This window comes from Rhodobacter xanthinilyticus (genome assembly GCF_001856665.1).
GTDB classification, from domain to species: Bacteria; Pseudomonadota; Alphaproteobacteria; order Rhodobacterales; family Rhodobacteraceae; genus Rhodobacter; species Rhodobacter xanthinilyticus.
Map to the genome: position 1 here is coordinate 3239599 of NZ_CP017781.1, position 16598 is coordinate 3256196.

12 protein-coding genes are annotated in these 16598 nt (G+C 62.5%); 7 read left to right on the top strand and 5 right to left on the bottom strand.

Annotation, left to right across the window (positions count from 1 at the left end):
- Positions 1-72: 72 nt before the first annotated feature.
- The gene (locus LPB142_RS19450; protein WP_198037844.1) at positions 73-1203 is read right to left on the bottom strand and encodes a competence protein CoiA family protein; all 1131 of its coding nucleotides are present in this window, start codon (positions 1201-1203) and stop codon (positions 73-75) included.
- A 213-nt stretch (positions 1204-1416) separates the two neighbouring features.
- Between LPB142_RS19450 and LPB142_RS15755 the strand changes: the two genes are divergently transcribed.
- Positions 1417-5106 carry an AAA family ATPase gene (locus tag LPB142_RS15755; RefSeq protein ID WP_083392709.1) on the top strand — a complete coding sequence of 1230 codons (3690 nt, stop codon included), beginning with the start codon at positions 1417-1419 and terminating at the stop codon, positions 5104-5106.
- Between the two features lie 126 nt (positions 5107-5232).
- Here LPB142_RS15755 and LPB142_RS15760 read toward each other — a convergent pair whose 3' ends face one another.
- Positions 5233-5631: a DUF2958 domain-containing protein gene (locus LPB142_RS15760; protein ID WP_071166944.1), complete on the bottom strand. Its 399-nt coding sequence runs from the start codon at positions 5629-5631 to the stop codon at positions 5233-5235.
- The gene (locus LPB142_RS15765; RefSeq protein WP_071167286.1) at positions 5628-6581 is read right to left on the bottom strand and encodes an ArdC family protein; all 954 of its coding nucleotides are present in this window, start codon (positions 6579-6581) and stop codon (positions 5628-5630) included. Before LPB142_RS15765 ends, LPB142_RS15760 begins: the two co-directional genes overlap by 4 nt.
- A 418-nt stretch (positions 6582-6999) precedes the next feature.
- Here LPB142_RS15765 and LPB142_RS15770 point away from each other — a divergent pair, with 418 nt between their 5' ends.
- Both LPB142_RS15770 and LPB142_RS15775 read left to right on the top strand, forming a co-directional pair.
- Positions 7000-8031, top strand: a complete 1032-nt coding sequence (locus LPB142_RS15770; protein WP_071166945.1) for an AAA family ATPase — start codon at positions 7000-7002, stop codon at positions 8029-8031.
- Entirely contained in the window at positions 7982-10495 is a 2514-nt protein-coding gene (locus tag LPB142_RS15775; protein WP_083392710.1) for a S8 family peptidase, read from the top strand. Before LPB142_RS15770 ends, LPB142_RS15775 begins: the two co-directional genes overlap by 50 nt.
- 81 nt (positions 10496-10576) lie before the next feature.
- On the opposite strand, the gene LPB142_RS15780 is transcribed toward LPB142_RS15775, so the two are convergent.
- The gene (locus LPB142_RS15780) at positions 10577-11314 is read right to left on the bottom strand and encodes a hypothetical protein (RefSeq protein WP_198037845.1); all 738 of its coding nucleotides are present in this window, start codon (positions 11312-11314) and stop codon (positions 10577-10579) included.
- A gap of 4 nt (positions 11315-11318) precedes the next feature.
- Between LPB142_RS15780 and LPB142_RS19170 the strand changes: the two genes are divergently transcribed.
- Genes LPB142_RS19170 through LPB142_RS15790 form a run of 3 tightly spaced genes read left to right on the top strand, consistent with a single transcriptional unit; the run spans position 11319 to position 13571 of the window.
- Positions 11319-11663: a hypothetical protein gene (locus LPB142_RS19170; protein ID WP_156894398.1), complete on the top strand. Its 345-nt coding sequence runs from the start codon at positions 11319-11321 to the stop codon at positions 11661-11663.
- The gene (locus LPB142_RS15785) at positions 11663-11905 is read left to right on the top strand and encodes a hypothetical protein (RefSeq protein ID WP_156894399.1); all 243 of its coding nucleotides are present in this window, start codon (positions 11663-11665) and stop codon (positions 11903-11905) included. The genes LPB142_RS19170 and LPB142_RS15785 overlap by 1 nt, the downstream gene beginning before the upstream one ends.
- Before the next feature lie 13 nt (positions 11906-11918).
- Positions 11919-13571, top strand: a complete 1653-nt coding sequence (locus LPB142_RS15790; protein ID WP_071166947.1) for a recombinase family protein — start codon at positions 11919-11921, stop codon at positions 13569-13571.
- 186 nt (positions 13572-13757) lie between these two features.
- Here the strand turns inward: LPB142_RS15790 and LPB142_RS15795 are convergent, their stop codons facing one another.
- Complete coding sequence (locus tag LPB142_RS15795) at positions 13758-15197, bottom strand: DUF6880 family protein (protein ID WP_071166948.1); 1440 nt, start codon at positions 15195-15197, stop codon at positions 13758-13760.
- Between the two features lie 216 nt (positions 15198-15413).
- Between LPB142_RS15795 and LPB142_RS15800 the strand changes: the two genes are divergently transcribed.
- Complete coding sequence (locus tag LPB142_RS15800; RefSeq protein WP_071166949.1) at positions 15414-16568, top strand: tyrosine-type recombinase/integrase; 1155 nt, start codon at positions 15414-15416, stop codon at positions 16566-16568.
- Positions 16569-16598 lie beyond the last annotated feature (30 nt).

The following is a 16598-nucleotide window of genomic DNA, read 5'->3' on the forward strand; positions in this document are numbered from 1 at the left end:
GAAAAGCACGATTGCCTGCATCAAGACACATGCTTTGCAGCGTGTGTCCTCAACGCCCAGATGCTTGCCCAATCAAGAACCGCCCAAGCTGCCCAGTACATGTATTGCTTCGTCGCGATCCCCAGCCGGATCATAATCTGTACACCCGATCGCACTGGATGACATCCAGACCTTGCGGTCTTTGGCCATGCAATAGGCGTCGTGTTTGTTCACTCGCCCACCGTTGTTCCGGCAAACCAAGCAAGACCTGATAGTGCGACCATTCTCAAAGGCTTGCTGGACCAGGAAAGCACCCAGATGATCCCGAACCATTTTCCACGACCTTGTCGGATACCCAAGCCTAATATCGACAATAGCATGGGCTATGAGGTGCGGATCGGAGAGGATCTGCTCCTCGTCCCGTGTTCCGACCCCCAATTCCGAATACCAGGCTTTCCCGCTTTTATAGAGCAGAAGCGCAAGTCCATTCGCCGAGCAGGGAATCGTGCACAGATGCGGCGCTGTATCTGGGCTTGGAAAATTGTGGCACCGAGTATGTCGAAGAGCAGCATCGATGCCATCCCGCAAGCGGTTGGCCGCATCCTCGTTTTGAATGTCAATTTCGATGATCGGAAGGCCGCTTGATATTTTGGTCTCATCGCAGGGATGGGTCACTGCGATCTCAAGGAGCATGCGAGCGTCGGACTTGCTTGAGGACAGCAGGATGTCGGCTATGAAGCCATCCACCCCCGCCTCCACCGCGACCTGATCAAACATCGTCGTAAGGTCCGTCCGATAGGGCGCGCTTTTCGCCGTGCATGACAATCCAAATGCTTCCTCATAGTAGGAACAGACGACCGGATGGTCCCGAGTTAACCAGTATGGCTGACCAGTCCGAATGGCCTCGCTCAGGACAGAAAAAAGCGTCATCTTAGCAAGCTGATGCAGGTAAGTCTCGTTGTGGCAGTCAGCCGGACGGCCCGCTTTATGCTTGAAATGGTGCTTCCGTGTGCGACCTAGGGCAGGTACCATCAGATGGCCACAGGCTAGGCAGTTATAGGGTCCTTGTGCATAGCGGTCATCCGAGTTGACCTCACATATTTCAATCAGATCACCTTCGCCCGTCCGTACAAAGCGGCTGGCGTCAGGTCCGTGAGATCCTGACGGAGGGCGCTCACGCTCCCAGCTTGGGGCTCCGATGTCAACGTAACCGCGGCTGTCCATCTGTCGCTCCTGAAACGGTTCCGGCGTCTAACATTGACAACTCCGCAGCGGAGCGAAACAGGAATTTGCCCACGTGTTCGACCCTTGATCGGTATCACGGTTTTCTTGCGCTGTTGCGACCGACATGGCACATGGTTGGGATGACAATCCTCGCGTCCATGAACTCGGTAGTTTGAGGAAAGACTGCGCAGATTAAGTTGACCGAGGGGGAGTATGTTTCATCTCACAATGCGGGTCGCCTGGCATGGTTCGCGCTGGAATGGGCGGGTGTGCTCGGCTCCTTCGTCCAACGCGTTCTGTGTGGCGCTCGATCGTATCCGGGAAGAGAAGGACGACGTTGCGGAAGATGCCCTCGCTGGCAGGGCGTGGCATGAACTGACTCAGGGCGAGCTGCCGCCCTGCAAAGCTGAATCCGGCGCCTTCATGAACGAGACGGAGTGGACACGTCGGTTCAATCACCCCTATGCGACCATCAAGAAGGCGGCGGCGACACACGGACACTTGGAGCCAACAGATGTGAAGGTGCCGCCCTTCGCAACATTCGCGGTCCCGTTCGGCTGGATGTTGCGGAGTGAGCAAGCCGCCATCGACGCAAAGCTGCCTAGCCCGTTGCCATCTGACGAGGAGTCGCCGTTCGCGAGCCCCTGGGTGTTTGGCCGCGCCCGACAGACGGCGATAGTTGACCATGTATTCAATCACCTTACCCCCGAACGCTCGCTCGTCTTCTTTTATTGTAAGGAGGGCCAGCCACTCGGCGACGCAGTGCCACGTCTGGTTGTCGGTGTCGGTCGCATCCAATCTATCGCCCCGGTGAAGTACTACGACGCCCCTGCGGGCAAGAGCGCTTATCCGATGTGGGATCGTCTTCTCCGACACTCGATCCGGCCGGACGGCTTCGACGGGTTCCTGCTGCCATATCACGACTATCTCGAGCCAACCGGCGACACGGCCGAGGACGCCCGTCGAGCTGAGCTTCTTGCAGAGATCGCCGTCCCAGCCGATCCGGCCCACATGCGGGTTTTTTCTTATGCCGCAGAGTTGGCTCCTGCGGATATTGCGCTTTCAACGCTGATCCGATGCCTAGAGTCAGTGCGGAAGATCCGCTCCCATGGGATCGCTGCGGGACCATGGGAGCGTCGTGAGGAATGGCTCAACACGCAGATTGGCCTAGCTTGGAAGGATCGGGGCGCGTTCCCAGGGCTCGGTTCGGCCCTGGAGGCGTTGGGCATGCGACTGGGCACGGCGCTCACACTCGAACTGCTCGCGTCGGGCGCGGTCGGGAGGGATGAGGACCCCTGGCCTCACATTGATGCTTTGCTGCGTGGCCAGACGAGGCCGCCGCAGCCCACCTATGACGCTGATCTCAAGGCGGTACGCGACACCTGGCTCAACTTGGCGGACGAGCGTCGAGCGCTCCTGAAGCTGCTCTCGCGTTTCGCGCTCACCCCGGCCCAAGCGAGCCGCTGGTTTGATCCCACCAAGCGCGCAGCGGCCTGCACGGCTCTCACTACCGACGCCGAAATCATCGAAAACCCCTATCGGATCAGCGAGGTCGACCTCGGCGACGCGAAAGAGTCGGCGGTCTCGGTTGGAACGATCGACCGCGGCCTCCTGCCGGACGCGACCATCGCCGCCTTACACCCGGTGCCCAGTCCATCACTTGTTCAGTCCGCAGCGGACCCGCGCCGCCTACGTGCTGCGCTTGTTAGTGTGCTGCGCCGCGCGTCGGAAAACGGTGACTCGTTACTCAGCGTTACCGAAGCTGTGGAAAAAGTGGCCGCGCTCCAGCTAGCCCATCCCTGTCTGATCGGGGTTGATTGGCCAGCCACTAACGCGGCGGCACTTACTGGTGTTGTCGAACTCATCGACCTGCCCGCGCCGCAGGGTCAGCACACCGGGATCTCCGCGCTGCAACTCACCGAACTGAAGTTGCGTGAGGAACGGCTTCGGAGCGTCCTGTCGAAACGGGCAGGCAAGGCGGCCCCTGAGGTTTCTTCCGATTGGAAGAAGCTTCTGGTGGAAGCGATCGAGGCGGCAGGGGGGGCGTATGATCCAAACAACGCCCGTCACGTCCTCGCCATCGACGAACAGGCTGCCGCACTCGCGCGTGTGACCTCCCGGCGCCTGACTGCGCTTGTTGGGCGCGCCGGCACCGGCAAGACGTCGGTGATGGGAGCGCTCTTGCTGAACTCGGCGCTCGCTCGCGACGGCATCCTGCTACTTGCACCAACAGGCAAGGCGCGGGTCCGGCTAGGGAAGGCCGCCAATGCCGAAGCGATGACGGTTGCTCAGTTCTTGAATGAACTCGGAAGATACGACGGCGTCCGTCAGCGTCCACGGTTCCAAGGTAGGGAGAAGTACCGCAAAGAGAAGACAGTCGTCATTGACGAATGTTCGATGCTCACAATGGATGACCTTGCGGCGGTGCTCGAAGCGCTCGACCTCGCACATGTTCAACGGCTGATCTTGGTCGGCGACCCGAACCAGCTGCCGCCCATCGGTGTCGGACGTCCATTTGCCGACCTGACGTCATATCTACAGACTACGGAGGCGCAGAGCGACGCCGGCCTGCCGCTCGATGAGGCGCTGGCAAGGCTGTCGGTCGAGGTCCGCGCTGTTGCAGGCGCAGAACAAGCGTCGGACACGCTCCGGCTCGCATCCTGGTTTACAAGGGAGACTCAACCCGTCGATGCCGATCGAGTGCTCAGCGATTTGGAAACGGGGCGGCCCTTCAACGACCTCGACCTCTTTTTCTGGACAACGCCCGACGAGTTGCGGAGCCGTCTTAGCGAAGCATTTCAGAAGCATCTTGGACTTACGCAAGCGGGTGATGTTTCCGGTTTCAATGCCTCGCTCGGCATCGACGAGCGCGGCTGGGTCTCTTTCGACCTGCCCGGCGGCTCCGAACATTGGCAGATCCTCTCACCGGTCCGCATGCATCCACATGGGGTGCGCGACCTCAACCGCTGGACCCAACGTCGCTATCGTGCGCGCGAGCTGAAGGCGGCGACTGACCCATGGGTGGTAAGCCTCGGTGATGAGAACATCGTCATTCGTGACAAGGTTATCCAGGCTTCGAACCAATGGCGTAATGCCTTTGACGGGCAGCAGTCGGGTGACCATTATGTCGCCAATGGGGAGGTCGGGCTCGTCGGCAGCGGAAAGTCCCCTTGGCTGAACGTGATCTTTGCAGGCCGTCCCAACCTTCGGTTTGGCTACAGCGGCCGCGACTTTCCGGGCGGATCAGGGCCGCTGGAGCTCGCCTACGCAATCACTGTACACAAATCGCAGGGCAGCGAGTTCCAGAAGGTGTTCGTCGTGCTGCCCAAGAACTGCCGGCCGCTTTCGCGCGAGTTGCTCTACACGGCACTCACCCGTTCGCGCCGCCAGCTCGTCTTGCTCATCGAGGGCGATAATCCTTCGGTCCTCTTCGACTACACTCGTCCTGAGAGGTCGGAGACCGCGCGACGAAACACAAACTTGTTCCAGGGCGTCCTCCGACGAGTCGAGTCCGAGGTTCCATATGCCGAGAACCTGATACATCGAACCGAGAAGGGTCACTTGGTTCGGAGCAAATCGGAGCTTGTGATCGCCAATATGCTGTTTCAATCCGGCGTCGAGTACGAATACGAGCGCGTGCTCGACGGAGAGGTCGAGCCTGGCCGTCTTCGCCCGGATTTCTCATTCGTCACGGCTGACGGCGATCTGATCCTTTGGGAGCACCTCGGCATGATGGCTCGCGAGGACTACCGAAAGGGTTGGCAATGGAAGAAGGCGTGGTACGAAGCCAACGGCTTCAGCGTGGGTCGAACGCTCTTCACGTCGCAAGACGATGATCGCGGCGGGTTGGATTCCGCAAGCATTCGGTCAAACGTCAACGCGATCAAAACATTGCTGGATTGACCTGCGGCCGAAGCTGAAGCACGCTGTTCTTGCTGTAAGCCTAGGGGCTGCAGGTATACTCCGGTCAGCACCGCCCCCTGTCCAAGGGAGCGGCGCGATCATCTCCTCGCGGATTCATGCCGGCACCTACTGCCTCCCAGACCCCCTTCTTCCGAAACCCGTGCCCCCTTCTCTCTGCGCCCTCTCATACAGCGCCCGCTCCGCCGCGCTGATGCTGCCCTCGGCCCGCGCCACCTCTGCCCAGACCGAGATCGGATAGCGCCCCTCGAAGTGCAGGTCCCGCTCGATGCCCCTGCCGAAGGGCAGCCTCATCGCCGCCATCTCGCTCAGCGACCAGGAACCGAGCTCCGGGTAGCCGAGATCGGCGAGGCCGAAGAGGATGTCGCCGTCCTCATCGAGCTCGGTGGCCAGCCAGGTGCCTTGGCCGAACGGATTGAAGAACTTCACGACGGGGATGTGATCGGCGTCCGGTATCCGACCATTGGCAAGAAGACGGGCGCGCTGGCTTTGGGTCAGGAGGATCATGCCGCAGCCCTCCCCTGTTCGGTCGCCCCGGCCGCCACAGGCTCCGGCAGATGGGCCAGCAGCCAGTCCGCGGCCTTGCTCGCCTGCGAGGCGGCACGCACGATGGCGCGGTTGTCCTCGCGCAGCACCTCGAGCCAGGAGCCGATGTAATCGGCATGGCGCACGGTGGGCACGATCCCCAGCGAGGCGCAGCAGAAGGCCGCGTTCATCTCGGCCACCAGTTCCTCGAAGGCATAGGCCTTGGTCCCGAAACTCCCCGAGAAGTCCCGGCCCAGCCGCGAGGCATGGCCCGTGGCATGGCCGAGCTCATGCAGAGCCGTCCGATGCCAGTTGATCGGCTCGAAATAGGCCTGCGGAGGGGGAACCTGGACATAATCCAGCGCCGGAACATAGAAGGCCCGATCGCCCCCGATCCGGAAGTCGATGCCGGTGGCGCGGATCAACGCCTCGACCTGCGGCTCGATCATTCCCGGGGGCGGCGGGGGTGCTGCGACTGTGATCTCCTCCGGCAGGCCCTCGCATTGGGCGGCGTTGAAGACGGTGAAGCGCTTGAGAAAGGGGATCTGACCGGGCGTATCGCCGGTTTCCCGGGCGCGGCGCTTTTCGTCCTCGGGGGTGAAGCGGTCGGCATAGACGACGGTGGTGCCGCGCTCGCCCTTGCGGACATTGCCGCCGAGCGCCAACGCTTGGCGGAAGGTCAGCCAGGCTTGCGTCGGATAGCCCTGCTGGACCACGGCGCCCCAGAGGATCAGGATATTGATCCCGGAATACGGACGCTGGGTGGCCGCGTTGCGCGGCAGGGTGAGCGGGGCCTTGGCCGAGGCCGTACCCCAGGGCTGGACCCAGGGCAGCCGCCCCGCCTCGAGTTCTGCGATGATCCGGGTGGTGATGTCGTCATAGATGCTGCTTCGGGCGCCGCCGTCGCGGGGCGCGCGGTCCTGTCTGGCCATCAGGGTGATCTCCACGACGGGCGCCGGGGGCCTCTCCCCCGACCCTCAACCCGTCACGGAAATCCCGTCTGCACTCTCCCTCTGAGGGGGCGTTGCGGGGCGCTCCCCGCTCGAAGGGGGTGTGTCGGCAACGCCAGTGCCGACCAGGGGGAAGGCCTTCCCCAGCATCCGGACCTGAATGATCTGACCTCACAATGCCGTGCTATAGACAAACCGCACCGATTGGCGGCCCGGCGGATGTCAACGGGGATTCCTTGTTTGATCAAGAGATGCTAGGCTCAGTGGGCTTCCGACCCGGTGGAGTCTGATTTCGGCTGCTTCTGACGACCGACCCATTTCGGGAGCCAAGCAATTGTCTCCCTTGATCAATTGACCGATCAGGGGGCGAGAACAACCCAACGGGTGCGTAAGGTCACACATGGCGCGGAGCGATCTTCTGGTGTCTTTGATTCGCGCGGGTGCGACCGGCGACAAAGAGATGCTGCGCTCCACCACCGAGGCGATGGTCGCCGAAGAACGTGCAAAGAAGCATTTCATCGTGGCCGACCGCATGCAACGCGCTTTAGCGGCTGTTCCGATCACACCGCCGTCGCTGACAGCAAGCTCCCCTCACCTGGCCGGACCCAACGGTCGTGAGGCAATCCTGGAGATCACGCCGCAGCTTCAGCTGGAGGACCTGCTCCTCCCCCTGCCAGCGCGGGAGAGCGGAAGACAGCTGCTTGAGGAGCATCGCCGGGCGGACGTCCTGCGCGCACATGGCTATGAACCTCGGCACCGCGTCTTGCTTTCAGGGCCTCCTGGCAACGGCAAGACCTCGTTCGCCGAGGCCATGGCAGAGGGACTAGGCCTGCCCTTCTTTGTCGTCAGGTATGACGCCCTGATCGGCAGCTATCTTGGTGAGACGAACGCCAGGCTCCGGAAACTCTTCGACTATGTTCGAACGACCCCGAGCGTATTGTTTTTCGACGAGTTCGACGCCATCGGCAAGGAACGCGGCGATACACATGAAACGGGAGAGATCAAACGGGTTGTCTCCTTCCTGCTCATGCAGCTCGACCAGCTTCCCAGCTATGTCATTGTGGTCGCAGCGACCAACCATGGAGAACTGCTCGACCGCGCGGTCTGGCGTCGTTTCCAGATGCGCCTGTCCTTTCCGGCGCCGAAGAAGACTGATGTCACGGTATTTCTCGACCGGATCATTTCGGGCTGGCCGGACGCCCCCAAATTGCCGCTCAGCCGCCTCGCTGGTAGACTTGGCGATGTCAGCTATGCAGAGGCGCTGGATTTTTGTCAGAATGTCAGGCGGCGACAAATTCTTGGTTTAGGGGAGGTTTCGGTTGATGAGGCATTGCGCGCGGAACTGGATCTTTGGACTTCGCGCGTTACGCCAGAGTTCATAAATGCCGAGCGATCCGACAAAACCCCTCCTGAGACTGACGCCGAGCGCTGATCAGCCTCGCCCAAAGGGCAAGCCGAAATACCCTCCCCCGCCAGCCGCTTTTCCGCGCGACCGTCAGACAGGCACCTTCGGTCCGAAATTCACGCGTCTCGCCGAAATTCTTGCACGCGGCGATGGGGCGCTTGAACTGCGCGCCGACCCTGCAGGGCTCGCTCCGGAACGGCTTTTGGTCTTCGAAGTTCGCGGCTCAATAAGCAGGTTTGCCGAGGCCATCCGCCAGGTTGCCGGGCTTGAACTGGTGGATGAAGAAGAGCTCGAGAGCGACGAGGAAGACAAGCAGCCTGTCGCCTATCTGCTCGTTCCCGACATGGTTGCCCTCCGCAGCCTTGAGTCGCTGTGGCGGCGTTGGCAGGCCGGACAGCTGGTCAGAGGAGAAACACCCTGGGCTACGGTCTTCGAACATCTCAGGGACCTGCGCGCATGGGGGCCAGACGACCGCGTTCAGTCGGCAGACAGGACCTTTCTGTCGATTATTCTTGAGGGCCATCACGATAACGATCTGATCCGACTGGAGATCGAACTCGTCTTCAGGGCCAATGAGGCCTCCGCTCGGCAGAGTGAAGAGGAGACGACACGGGCGCTGATCGCGCGCGGGGGCTTGATTCTGTCGCGCTGCCGTTTGCCCGAGATCTCCTACCATGCCCTGCTTGCGGATATCCCGGCCTGGGCTGTGCGCGAAATCATCGCGCGTCGGATCGAAGGGATTGCCGGCCTCGACAGCGTGATGCACATCCGTCCGCAATCGGAGGCCACGGCTATCGAAATCGGCGATCCTGAAGACATGCCTCAGGCCGCGGACCAGATCGCGGAACTCGGTGAGCCGATCCTCGCCATTCTCGATGGGGTCCCGGTCAGCGCTCATAGGCGGCTGGGGCCCCATATCGACCTCGACGACCCCTTCAATCTTGAGCCGGATGCGCTCGTCGTGACGCGGGCGCATGGAACGGCTATGGCGTCCCTTGTCATTCATGGAGACCTCAACCGCGGCGAAGCACCCCTGCCGCGCAAAATCCATATGATCCCGGTCCTAGGGAACAATGACGCCTTCCCGCCCGACCGGCTCATTGTCGACATGATCTACCTGGCGGTGACCCGACTGCGCGCACAGCGCCCCGGGATCGTGATCGTCAATCTCTCTCTCGGCAATCGCTATAGGCCGTTCCAGAACCACCTTTCGCCTTGGGCCCGCCTTATCGACCGCTTGGCCTATCGCTTCGGCTTGCTCTTTGTGGTGAGTGCCGGAAATCAGGTGTTCCCGTTCGGCATGCCGGGCTATGCCACCAGCCGGGACTATGAGGCTGCAAATGCCGCAAGCCGCGCGAGATCGATGGTTGAAACACTGCACGGCGTCATGGCCGATCGCCGCCTGCTTTCGCCGGCGGAGACCATAAACGGCATAACCGTTGGCGCAGCGAACATCGATGCCGTCGGGCCTGCGGATCGCGCACTGGCGCGAGCCTTGATCGACCCCTTCCCGGCTCACGTCGCGGCGAACCCCTCGAGCAGTCTGGGTCCAGGCTTCGCCAGATCGGTAAAGCCGGACATCCTGATGCCCGGCGCCCGGGAACACATGGCCTGTGTCGGCAATCACCGGCACATAGACGTGCGTCCGGCCATGGCTTCGCGCGGCGCCGGTCTCAAGGTCGCAGCCCCACCGCGGGCAGGTCGTGAAAATCTTGACGGCTATTCTAATGGGACCAGCGCAGCAGCAGCACTGGCATCGCGGACCTGTCACCGCATTCACGACGCCCTTGAAGCGGCCTACGGCGAGGCGTTTCTGCAGATTCCGGCCGTGCAACGTGCAGTGCTGCTGAAGGCCCTTCTGGTCCATCCTGCTCAATGGCCACAGGAGATCGCCGAGGTCATCAAGTCCACGCTCGGTCCTACCGGTCGCGGCCAGGCGTCGAAACAGAAGGACAATATTCGGCGCTTCCTCGGCTACGGCTATGTGGATGCGGATGACGCGCTGGCCTGCGCCGCGGACCGGGCCACGTTCTTTGCCACGGGAGTCCTCGGGCCCGATCGCCTCGCAACAATCGATGTGCCGGTTCCGGTGGCAATCGGCGGCAAGGCAAGACCGCACAGCTTGTCGGCGACCGTGGCTTGGTTTTCCCCGGTCCTGCCCGGTCGCAAGACGTATCGAAGTTCTCGGCTGAAGATCGTCACACCGGCAGAACTCAACGCGCTCGCCGTTTCGCCGGAGCACTGGCACCCGGACGAAAATCAGAGCAATCGCGGGACGGTCAGCTCGCGACGCTGGAGCGGAGCGAATGCACCGGTTGTCACGCCGAACATGACAGTACCATTGGTCATACAACGCGATCCCGATCAGGGCACGGCGGTTGACGAAGCTATCCCTTTTGGCGTGGCGGTGACGATCTGCATGCCAGGTGAGATAGGCATCTACGACGAAGTGCGAGCCCGCGTGGTGCCGCCGGTTCTGGCGCGCCCGTAACGCGAGTTGGTTTCCGAGCCGCCAATCAGCTTGATGCGGAGCGAGGTCAGCAATTCAGCAGATGGTTCTCTCCGGTGATCTCTACCGCCAAGGCTCCGGCTCATAGGCAGCCTTGGCCACCACCTTGCTGGCATCGCCGCGCGACCGGTAGTGGCCGATCATTTCACCGCTGGCGTCGTCATCGACCGCCTGCACGCGGTAGAGGGTCAGGCTCTTGTCGCTGTTGGGCTTGAGCTGGAAGACCCGACCGTTCTTCCGGCAATAGACGAATTTCGAGCCCTTGATCTGGGTCCAGGGACAATCGGCATAGGAGAGGAGCCGCCGCTCCCGCTCCAGCCGCGCCTCTTCCGAACGGCGCTCGTCCTCCGCCCGCTTTTCATCGCGCAGCCGCTGCCATTGAGCGCCGACGTAATCCGACAGCCGCCCGATGATCGCAGGCATCTCCGTGCCCGACTCCTTCTCGGCCTGATAGATGGCCAGGCATTCCGCCTCGAGCTTCGGTTCAGGCTCCCCGAGATACTCCTCCTCGATCATCGATTTCATGCGCTGCTCGAGGTCCGTCATCGTCAGGGCTGGTCCGGGCAGGCTGTTGAGGAAATCGAGCATGTCCTCCTTCGGGATCCAGCACTCGATTGCCACTTCGAGGATCTTGTCGCGCGGCCCTTCCCATTTCTTCCAGGCCGAACTGTCCCGATCGAGCTTCGTGACGATCTCGAGGGCCAGCTTGGCGAGGGACCGCTCCTCCCGCATGTGGCGCAGAGAGGGGCTGCGCACATACTCGGCCAGAAGGCTGTAAACGACCTGGGTTCGCTGAGACATGAACATGCTTGGCACCACCCGTCGACGGCGCGACGTCAATGAAATTGACCTGATGGCATCATATTTTGCGTCATTCGGGATAAACGATCAAGAACTGCGCCAAGTCGCCCGCGATGGCGCAAAATCACTGCCCCAATCCCGCGAAATCCGCACTCGGGGCGCGTTCGGCCAGCACGAGACCATCGCGAACACATACCGGGCGGAGATTTTCGACGCAGCGCCCCCGGTCTTTACCATATGCTGGGGCACGCCAGGCTACGCTGGTCTGCGACCGACGCACCGAACACCGGCCAAACGGCGCCGGACCTACACCGCTGAATCTCTTTGCATATCCGGATCGCCGCCCTGATGCTCGCAAGCATGACCTTGCGAGACCCATCAAAAACAGGCACCTTTTCTCCGAGCGACCGCGAAGCGCTGCTCGAAGCCCTGCTGTTGGAGGGGCCAGAGCTCACGTTCACGCCGCGCGGCTCGCCCGACCCGCGGCTCAAGCGTCTGGTGGCGATCCTGGCACGGCAGGCCGCTCGGGAATGTTACGAAGAGGAAGTCAGGCTGGCCCGGGATAGGCGGACGACCGCGCCCCGCGCCTGAAGGGAGCGCTTGCATGAAGGTCGCGATCTACGCCCGCTATTCGTCCGACAACCAGCGCGACGCGTCCATCGCCGACCAGTTCCGCTTGTGCCGCCTGCATGCCGAGAAGCAGAGCTGGCGCGTGATCGAGGAATACAGCGACCACGCGATCTCGGGCGCCTCGATGATTCGCCCCGGCATTCAGGCGCTGATGGCCGACGCCATGCGAGGGCGCTTCGACCTGATCCTTGCCGAGGCCATGGACCGCATCTCGCGCGATCAGGAGGACATCGCCGGGATCTTCAAGCGCATGTCCTATGCCGACGTGAAGATCGTCACCCTGTCGGAGGGCGAGGTGACGCATCTGCATGTCGGGCTCAAGGGCACGATGAACGCCATCTTCCTGAAGGATCTGGCGGACAAGACGCGGCGCGGTCAACGCGGTCGGGTCGAGGCCGGCAAGTCGGGCGGCGGCAACGCCTATGGATACGACGTCGTCAAGAAGCTGGACGCCCGGGGCGAGCCGATCCGGGGCGACCGCTCGATCAATCCCCAACAAGCCGAGGTCGTGCGCCGCATCTTCCGCGACTATGCTGCAGGCCAATCCGCCAAGGCCATCGCCTTCGCCCTGAACAAGGAGGGCATCCCTGCCCCGACGGGCGGTGACTGGGGCTTCAGCACGATCAACGGGAACCCGAAGCGCGGCAACGGGATCCTGAACAACGAGATGTATATCGGCAAGATCGTCTGGAACCGTCAGCGGTTCATCAAGGATCCGGACACCGGCAAGCGCCAGGCACGGCCGAACCCGGAATCCGAGTGGGTCACCCAGGAGGTCCCGGAGCTGCGCATCCTCGACGACGATCTCTGGGCGGCGGTGAAGGCGCGCCAGGACCGGCACAAGATCGCGCCCGACGCCAAGGGGCGCCCGGACCTGCCCAAGGTCCACACCCGTCGGCGCCCCAAGTACCTCTTCTCGGGGCTGACCAGGTGTTCCTGCTGTGGCGGTGGCTTCTCGCAGATTTCAGCCACGCTCATTGGCTGCTCGACGGCGCGCAACAAGGGCACCTGCGACAACCGCCTCAACATTCGCCGGGATGAACTGGAGGCCCGTGTGCTCACGGCCCTGCGCACGAAGCTCGTCGATCCCGAACTCTTCGCGCACTTCTGCGAGGTGTTCACACAGGAGATGAACCGACTGCGGATGGAGGCGAGGTCAGGTATCGGGTCAGCCGAGGCTGAGATCGCGAAGATCGATCGGGAATTGGCAAGGCTTATAACCGCAATCAAAGCCGGTGGCCCGATTGAAGCAGTGGTCGAAGACATGAAGCGCCTCGAGCACAGGAAATCGGAACTCAGGAGTTTTCTGGCTGAAGCAGACGAACCACCGCCGATGCTGCACCCGAGCATGGCCCTGCAGTATCGCAAGCGAGTTCAGCAACTCTACGATGCGCTTCAGGGGGACGACGATGCGAGGCGGGTCGAGGCCGCGGAAACCCTGCGGACGCTCGTGGACCAGATCATCTTGACGCCTGCGGGGGACCGGCTGGAGATCGACGTTCAGGGCGATCTTGCTGGAATCCTTGCGATTTCTGCACAAAGCAAAAACCCCGCAGCGTTGGCTACGGGGGCGCAAGTAAAGATGGTTGCGGGGGTAGGATTTGAACCTACGACCTTCAGGTTATGAGCCGTGTCGAACGAACCATGAACAATCGCGCAGGATCGCGATTTGTTGCGCGGTTTCCGCCAGTTGTGAACCGGGTCCGCGAGAGCGGCCTGCGCGCGGATTGTCAGTATTGCGCAGCGGTTTTCCCCCTCGTGCTTCCACCATGCTTCCATTGAGTGGCTGAATGGTTTTCCGGTAGCACGGCCATCATCCGTCAATCCGCGACCAGAAGCCGGTCTTCTTGCCATGCTCCGCCTTCAGGCGCGCGGCATAGGCGTGATGCGGCTCGACCGGTCCGAAGTCCTCGATCCGTCCGGCGAGATCGGCACAGGTCGCCAGGTGCTGGGCGGCATAGCCATACCGCTTCTGCCTCCCCTCGGTCAGCGTGAAATCGATCATCGCCCGCAGCGCCACCGTCGCCGCCAGCGGATGCTTCTCCGCCAGTGTCTCGGCCGCCGGGGCGAGGAACTCGTAGTGATCGCCGTCGACCTCGTCCTGCCGATCGATCAGCAATCGCGCCGCGTGTACAAGCGATGGCCAGTTCAGAAAGAAGGCCAGGGCTGCAAGCAGGTCGGGATGGGCCGCGGCATGCGCCATCGCGCGTTCCTCGGCCTCGATGTCGTCGAAATCCGGCAGACGCTTCAGATAGGCCCGCAGGTGCTCCCCCGACAGGTCGCGCTCGAAACATGCCCAGCGGAATGCTTGCGCCTCATCCTTCCGGTCAAGCGCCTCCAGCACGGCAAGACGCGCGTCCTGCCACTCGGGCGGGATCCAGCGCGCATGGTCCACCTCGGCCCGTTCGATGAAGCCAAGCGCGTCCCCTGCCCTGCCAGCCGCCAGCAAGCGCTGCGCGATCTCGGCCGCGATCTTCGGTACCTTGCGGCTCTTTGGGTCGTACTGCGCGATGAAGCCATCGACGTCGCCCTGAACGTCGGCGATGTCCTTCAGCGCCATTTCGACCGTGCTCTGCCGCGCGCGTTCTTCCATCTCGTGGGCGTAGCGCGTGCCGCCGCTGCCCCAGCCGACGGCCTGCCATTCGCTCTTTGGCGGCACCGGCACGGGCGTGCGCCCAAGTTCCTCGACCAGCGTTTTCAGATGTGCAACGCCGTCGGCGCCAAGCGCCGGGGCGATGATCGCGATCAGACCGTCATACTGACCAAAGCCGTTGTCCTGCAACGCATCGAGAACCTGCCGGGCCAGTACCTCCGGCGCCACATCAGCCGCCTTGGCCACCTCGCCCAGATCGGCGCAGGCCTGGTGGAAGATGTCGATGACAGTGCCGCTGCTGTCGTCGCAGCGTTCGAACACCGGGGTGGCCAGTCCCATGAACCGCCACAAGAGCGCCAGCGCCTCACCCGGATCATGCGGGGCGATCTGTTCCATGATGGCGCTGCGCTGCGTCTGAAGATCCTTCACCAGCGGCTTGCGGTTCTGCCAGTTCACGAAGGTCCGCGCCTTTGCGATGCTGTTCAGCCGCTTGGTGATCTCCCGCGCCGCCTCCCTCGGCCCCTCAGCTCCGGCGAGGGCCAGGCGCAGCTTGCGCTTGGCCGCGGCATCACCGGTGCTGATCTCGATCAGCAGTTGCGCCAGACGCTCAGTGCCCAGCGCCTCCAGGTTCTTTGCGTTGAGGGTGGATTTAGACGCCATCGGGATTCCGTTTCTTTTCGCGGACCATAGCAGCGCGGTCGGAAGACCGGAACCTGCGTTCTGATTCGTGCGGGCCATCGTTTCCGCTCACGACTGCGAAGCAGCCCCTGCGCGAGATTACGCGGATTTTCCTTTTTCTGCGTAATATCAATGTGTTCGTTGACTAGCCGCCGGCATTGCGCACTGTGGAAGCCAGAGAACCCGGAAGCCACTCCCATGCCCAAACTCACAAAGCGCATCGTCGACGCCGCAGAAGCCCAATCCGCCGAATACTTCGTCTGGGACAGCGACATCCCCGGCTTCGGACTTCGGGTTCTGCCAAGCGGGCGCAAAGGCTACGTCGTGCAATACCGTGCCGGGCGCCGTTCTCGGCGGATCAGCCTTGGGCCAAGCACCGTGCTGACCTGCGAACAGGCACGCACCCGGGCCATCACCATTGTCGCCGCTGCGCGCAATGGACAGGACCCTGCGGCCGAACGTGACGCAGGGCGGAAGGCGATCACGATCACGGAACTGGCCGAGCGGTTCGACAAGGAACACATCGCCATCCGCGTGAAGGCCAGCACCGGCAAGGAATATCGCCGGAACCTGCAGCGATTCATCCTGCCCGCCCTCGGGCAGTTGACGGTCACGGGGGTTACGCGGGCGGATATCGCGAAGTTCCACCATGATCTGCGCCACATCCCCTATCAGGCCAATCGCTGTCTCGAGGTGATCTCGAAGATGTTCAGCCTGTCGGAAATGTGGGGCCTGCGTCCGGACGGGACCAACCCGCGCAAGCACATCCGGAAATACCCCGAGGAGAAGCGCGAACGGTTCCTGAGCGCGGCCGAGCTGCGCCGGATCGGCGAGGTGCTGCGCGAAATGGAATCGGAAGGGGTGGAACTGCCCTCGGCCATCCTCGCCGCCCGCCTGCTGATCCTGACCGGATGCCGCCTGAACGAGATCATGACCCTAAAGTGGTCCTACGTCGATCTCGACATCCCTGCCCTGCGCCTGCCAGATTCCAAGACAGGGGCGAAGGTCGTGCACGTCGGACAGCCAGTGGTGGACCTGCTGCGTGACGCCCAGCGCATTGACGGCAACCCGTGGTTGATCACCGGCACCCTGCCCGGCAAGCCCCTGAGTGATCTGCAACCCTTCTGGCAGCGCGTCCGCGCCCGTGCCGGGGTCAAGGACGTCCGCATCCACGACCTGCGCCACACCTTCGCGTCGACCGCCGTGGCGTCGGGTCAGGGCCTGCCGATGATCGGCAAGCTCCTTGGCCACACGCAGGTCCAGACCACGGCGCGATACGCCCATCTTGCCGCCGAACCCGTGCGAATGGCAGCTGACGTTGTTGCGCAGAACCTGCGGCAATCCTTGGGATAATTGCGCACCATCCCTTCCCTTTTCGATTGA

What these genes read in the sequence shown, in the direction of transcription:
- LPB142_RS19450 (WP_198037844.1), bottom strand. Translation starts at nt 1,203, where the DNA reads ATGGACAGCCGCGGTTACGTTGACATCGGAGCCCCAAGCTGGGAGCGT.
- LPB142_RS15755 (WP_083392709.1), top strand. Translation starts at nt 1,417, where the DNA reads ATGTTTCATCTCACAATGCGGGTCGCCTGGCATGGTTCGCGCTGGAAT.
- LPB142_RS15760 (WP_071166944.1), bottom strand. Translation starts at nt 5,631, where the DNA reads ATGATCCTCCTGACCCAAAGCCAGCGCGCCCGTCTTCTTGCCAATGGT.
- LPB142_RS15765 (WP_071167286.1), bottom strand. Translation starts at nt 6,581, where the DNA reads ATGGCCAGACAGGACCGCGCGCCCCGCGACGGCGGCGCCCGAAGCAGC.
- LPB142_RS15770 (WP_071166945.1), top strand. Translation starts at nt 7,000, where the DNA reads ATGGCGCGGAGCGATCTTCTGGTGTCTTTGATTCGCGCGGGTGCGACC.
- LPB142_RS15775 (WP_083392710.1), top strand. Translation starts at nt 7,982, where the DNA reads ATGCCGAGCGATCCGACAAAACCCCTCCTGAGACTGACGCCGAGCGCT.
- LPB142_RS15780 (WP_198037845.1), bottom strand. Translation starts at nt 11,314, where the DNA reads ATGTCTCAGCGAACCCAGGTCGTTTACAGCCTTCTGGCCGAGTATGTG.
- LPB142_RS19170 (WP_156894398.1), top strand. Translation starts at nt 11,319, where the DNA reads ATGCTTGGCACCACCCGTCGACGGCGCGACGTCAATGAAATTGACCTG.
- LPB142_RS15785 (WP_156894399.1), top strand. Translation starts at nt 11,663, where the DNA reads ATGCTCGCAAGCATGACCTTGCGAGACCCATCAAAAACAGGCACCTTT.
- LPB142_RS15790 (WP_071166947.1), top strand. Translation starts at nt 11,919, where the DNA reads ATGAAGGTCGCGATCTACGCCCGCTATTCGTCCGACAACCAGCGCGAC.
- LPB142_RS15795 (WP_071166948.1), bottom strand. Translation starts at nt 15,197, where the DNA reads ATGGCGTCTAAATCCACCCTCAACGCAAAGAACCTGGAGGCGCTGGGC.
- LPB142_RS15800 (WP_071166949.1), top strand. Translation starts at nt 15,414, where the DNA reads ATGCCCAAACTCACAAAGCGCATCGTCGACGCCGCAGAAGCCCAATCC.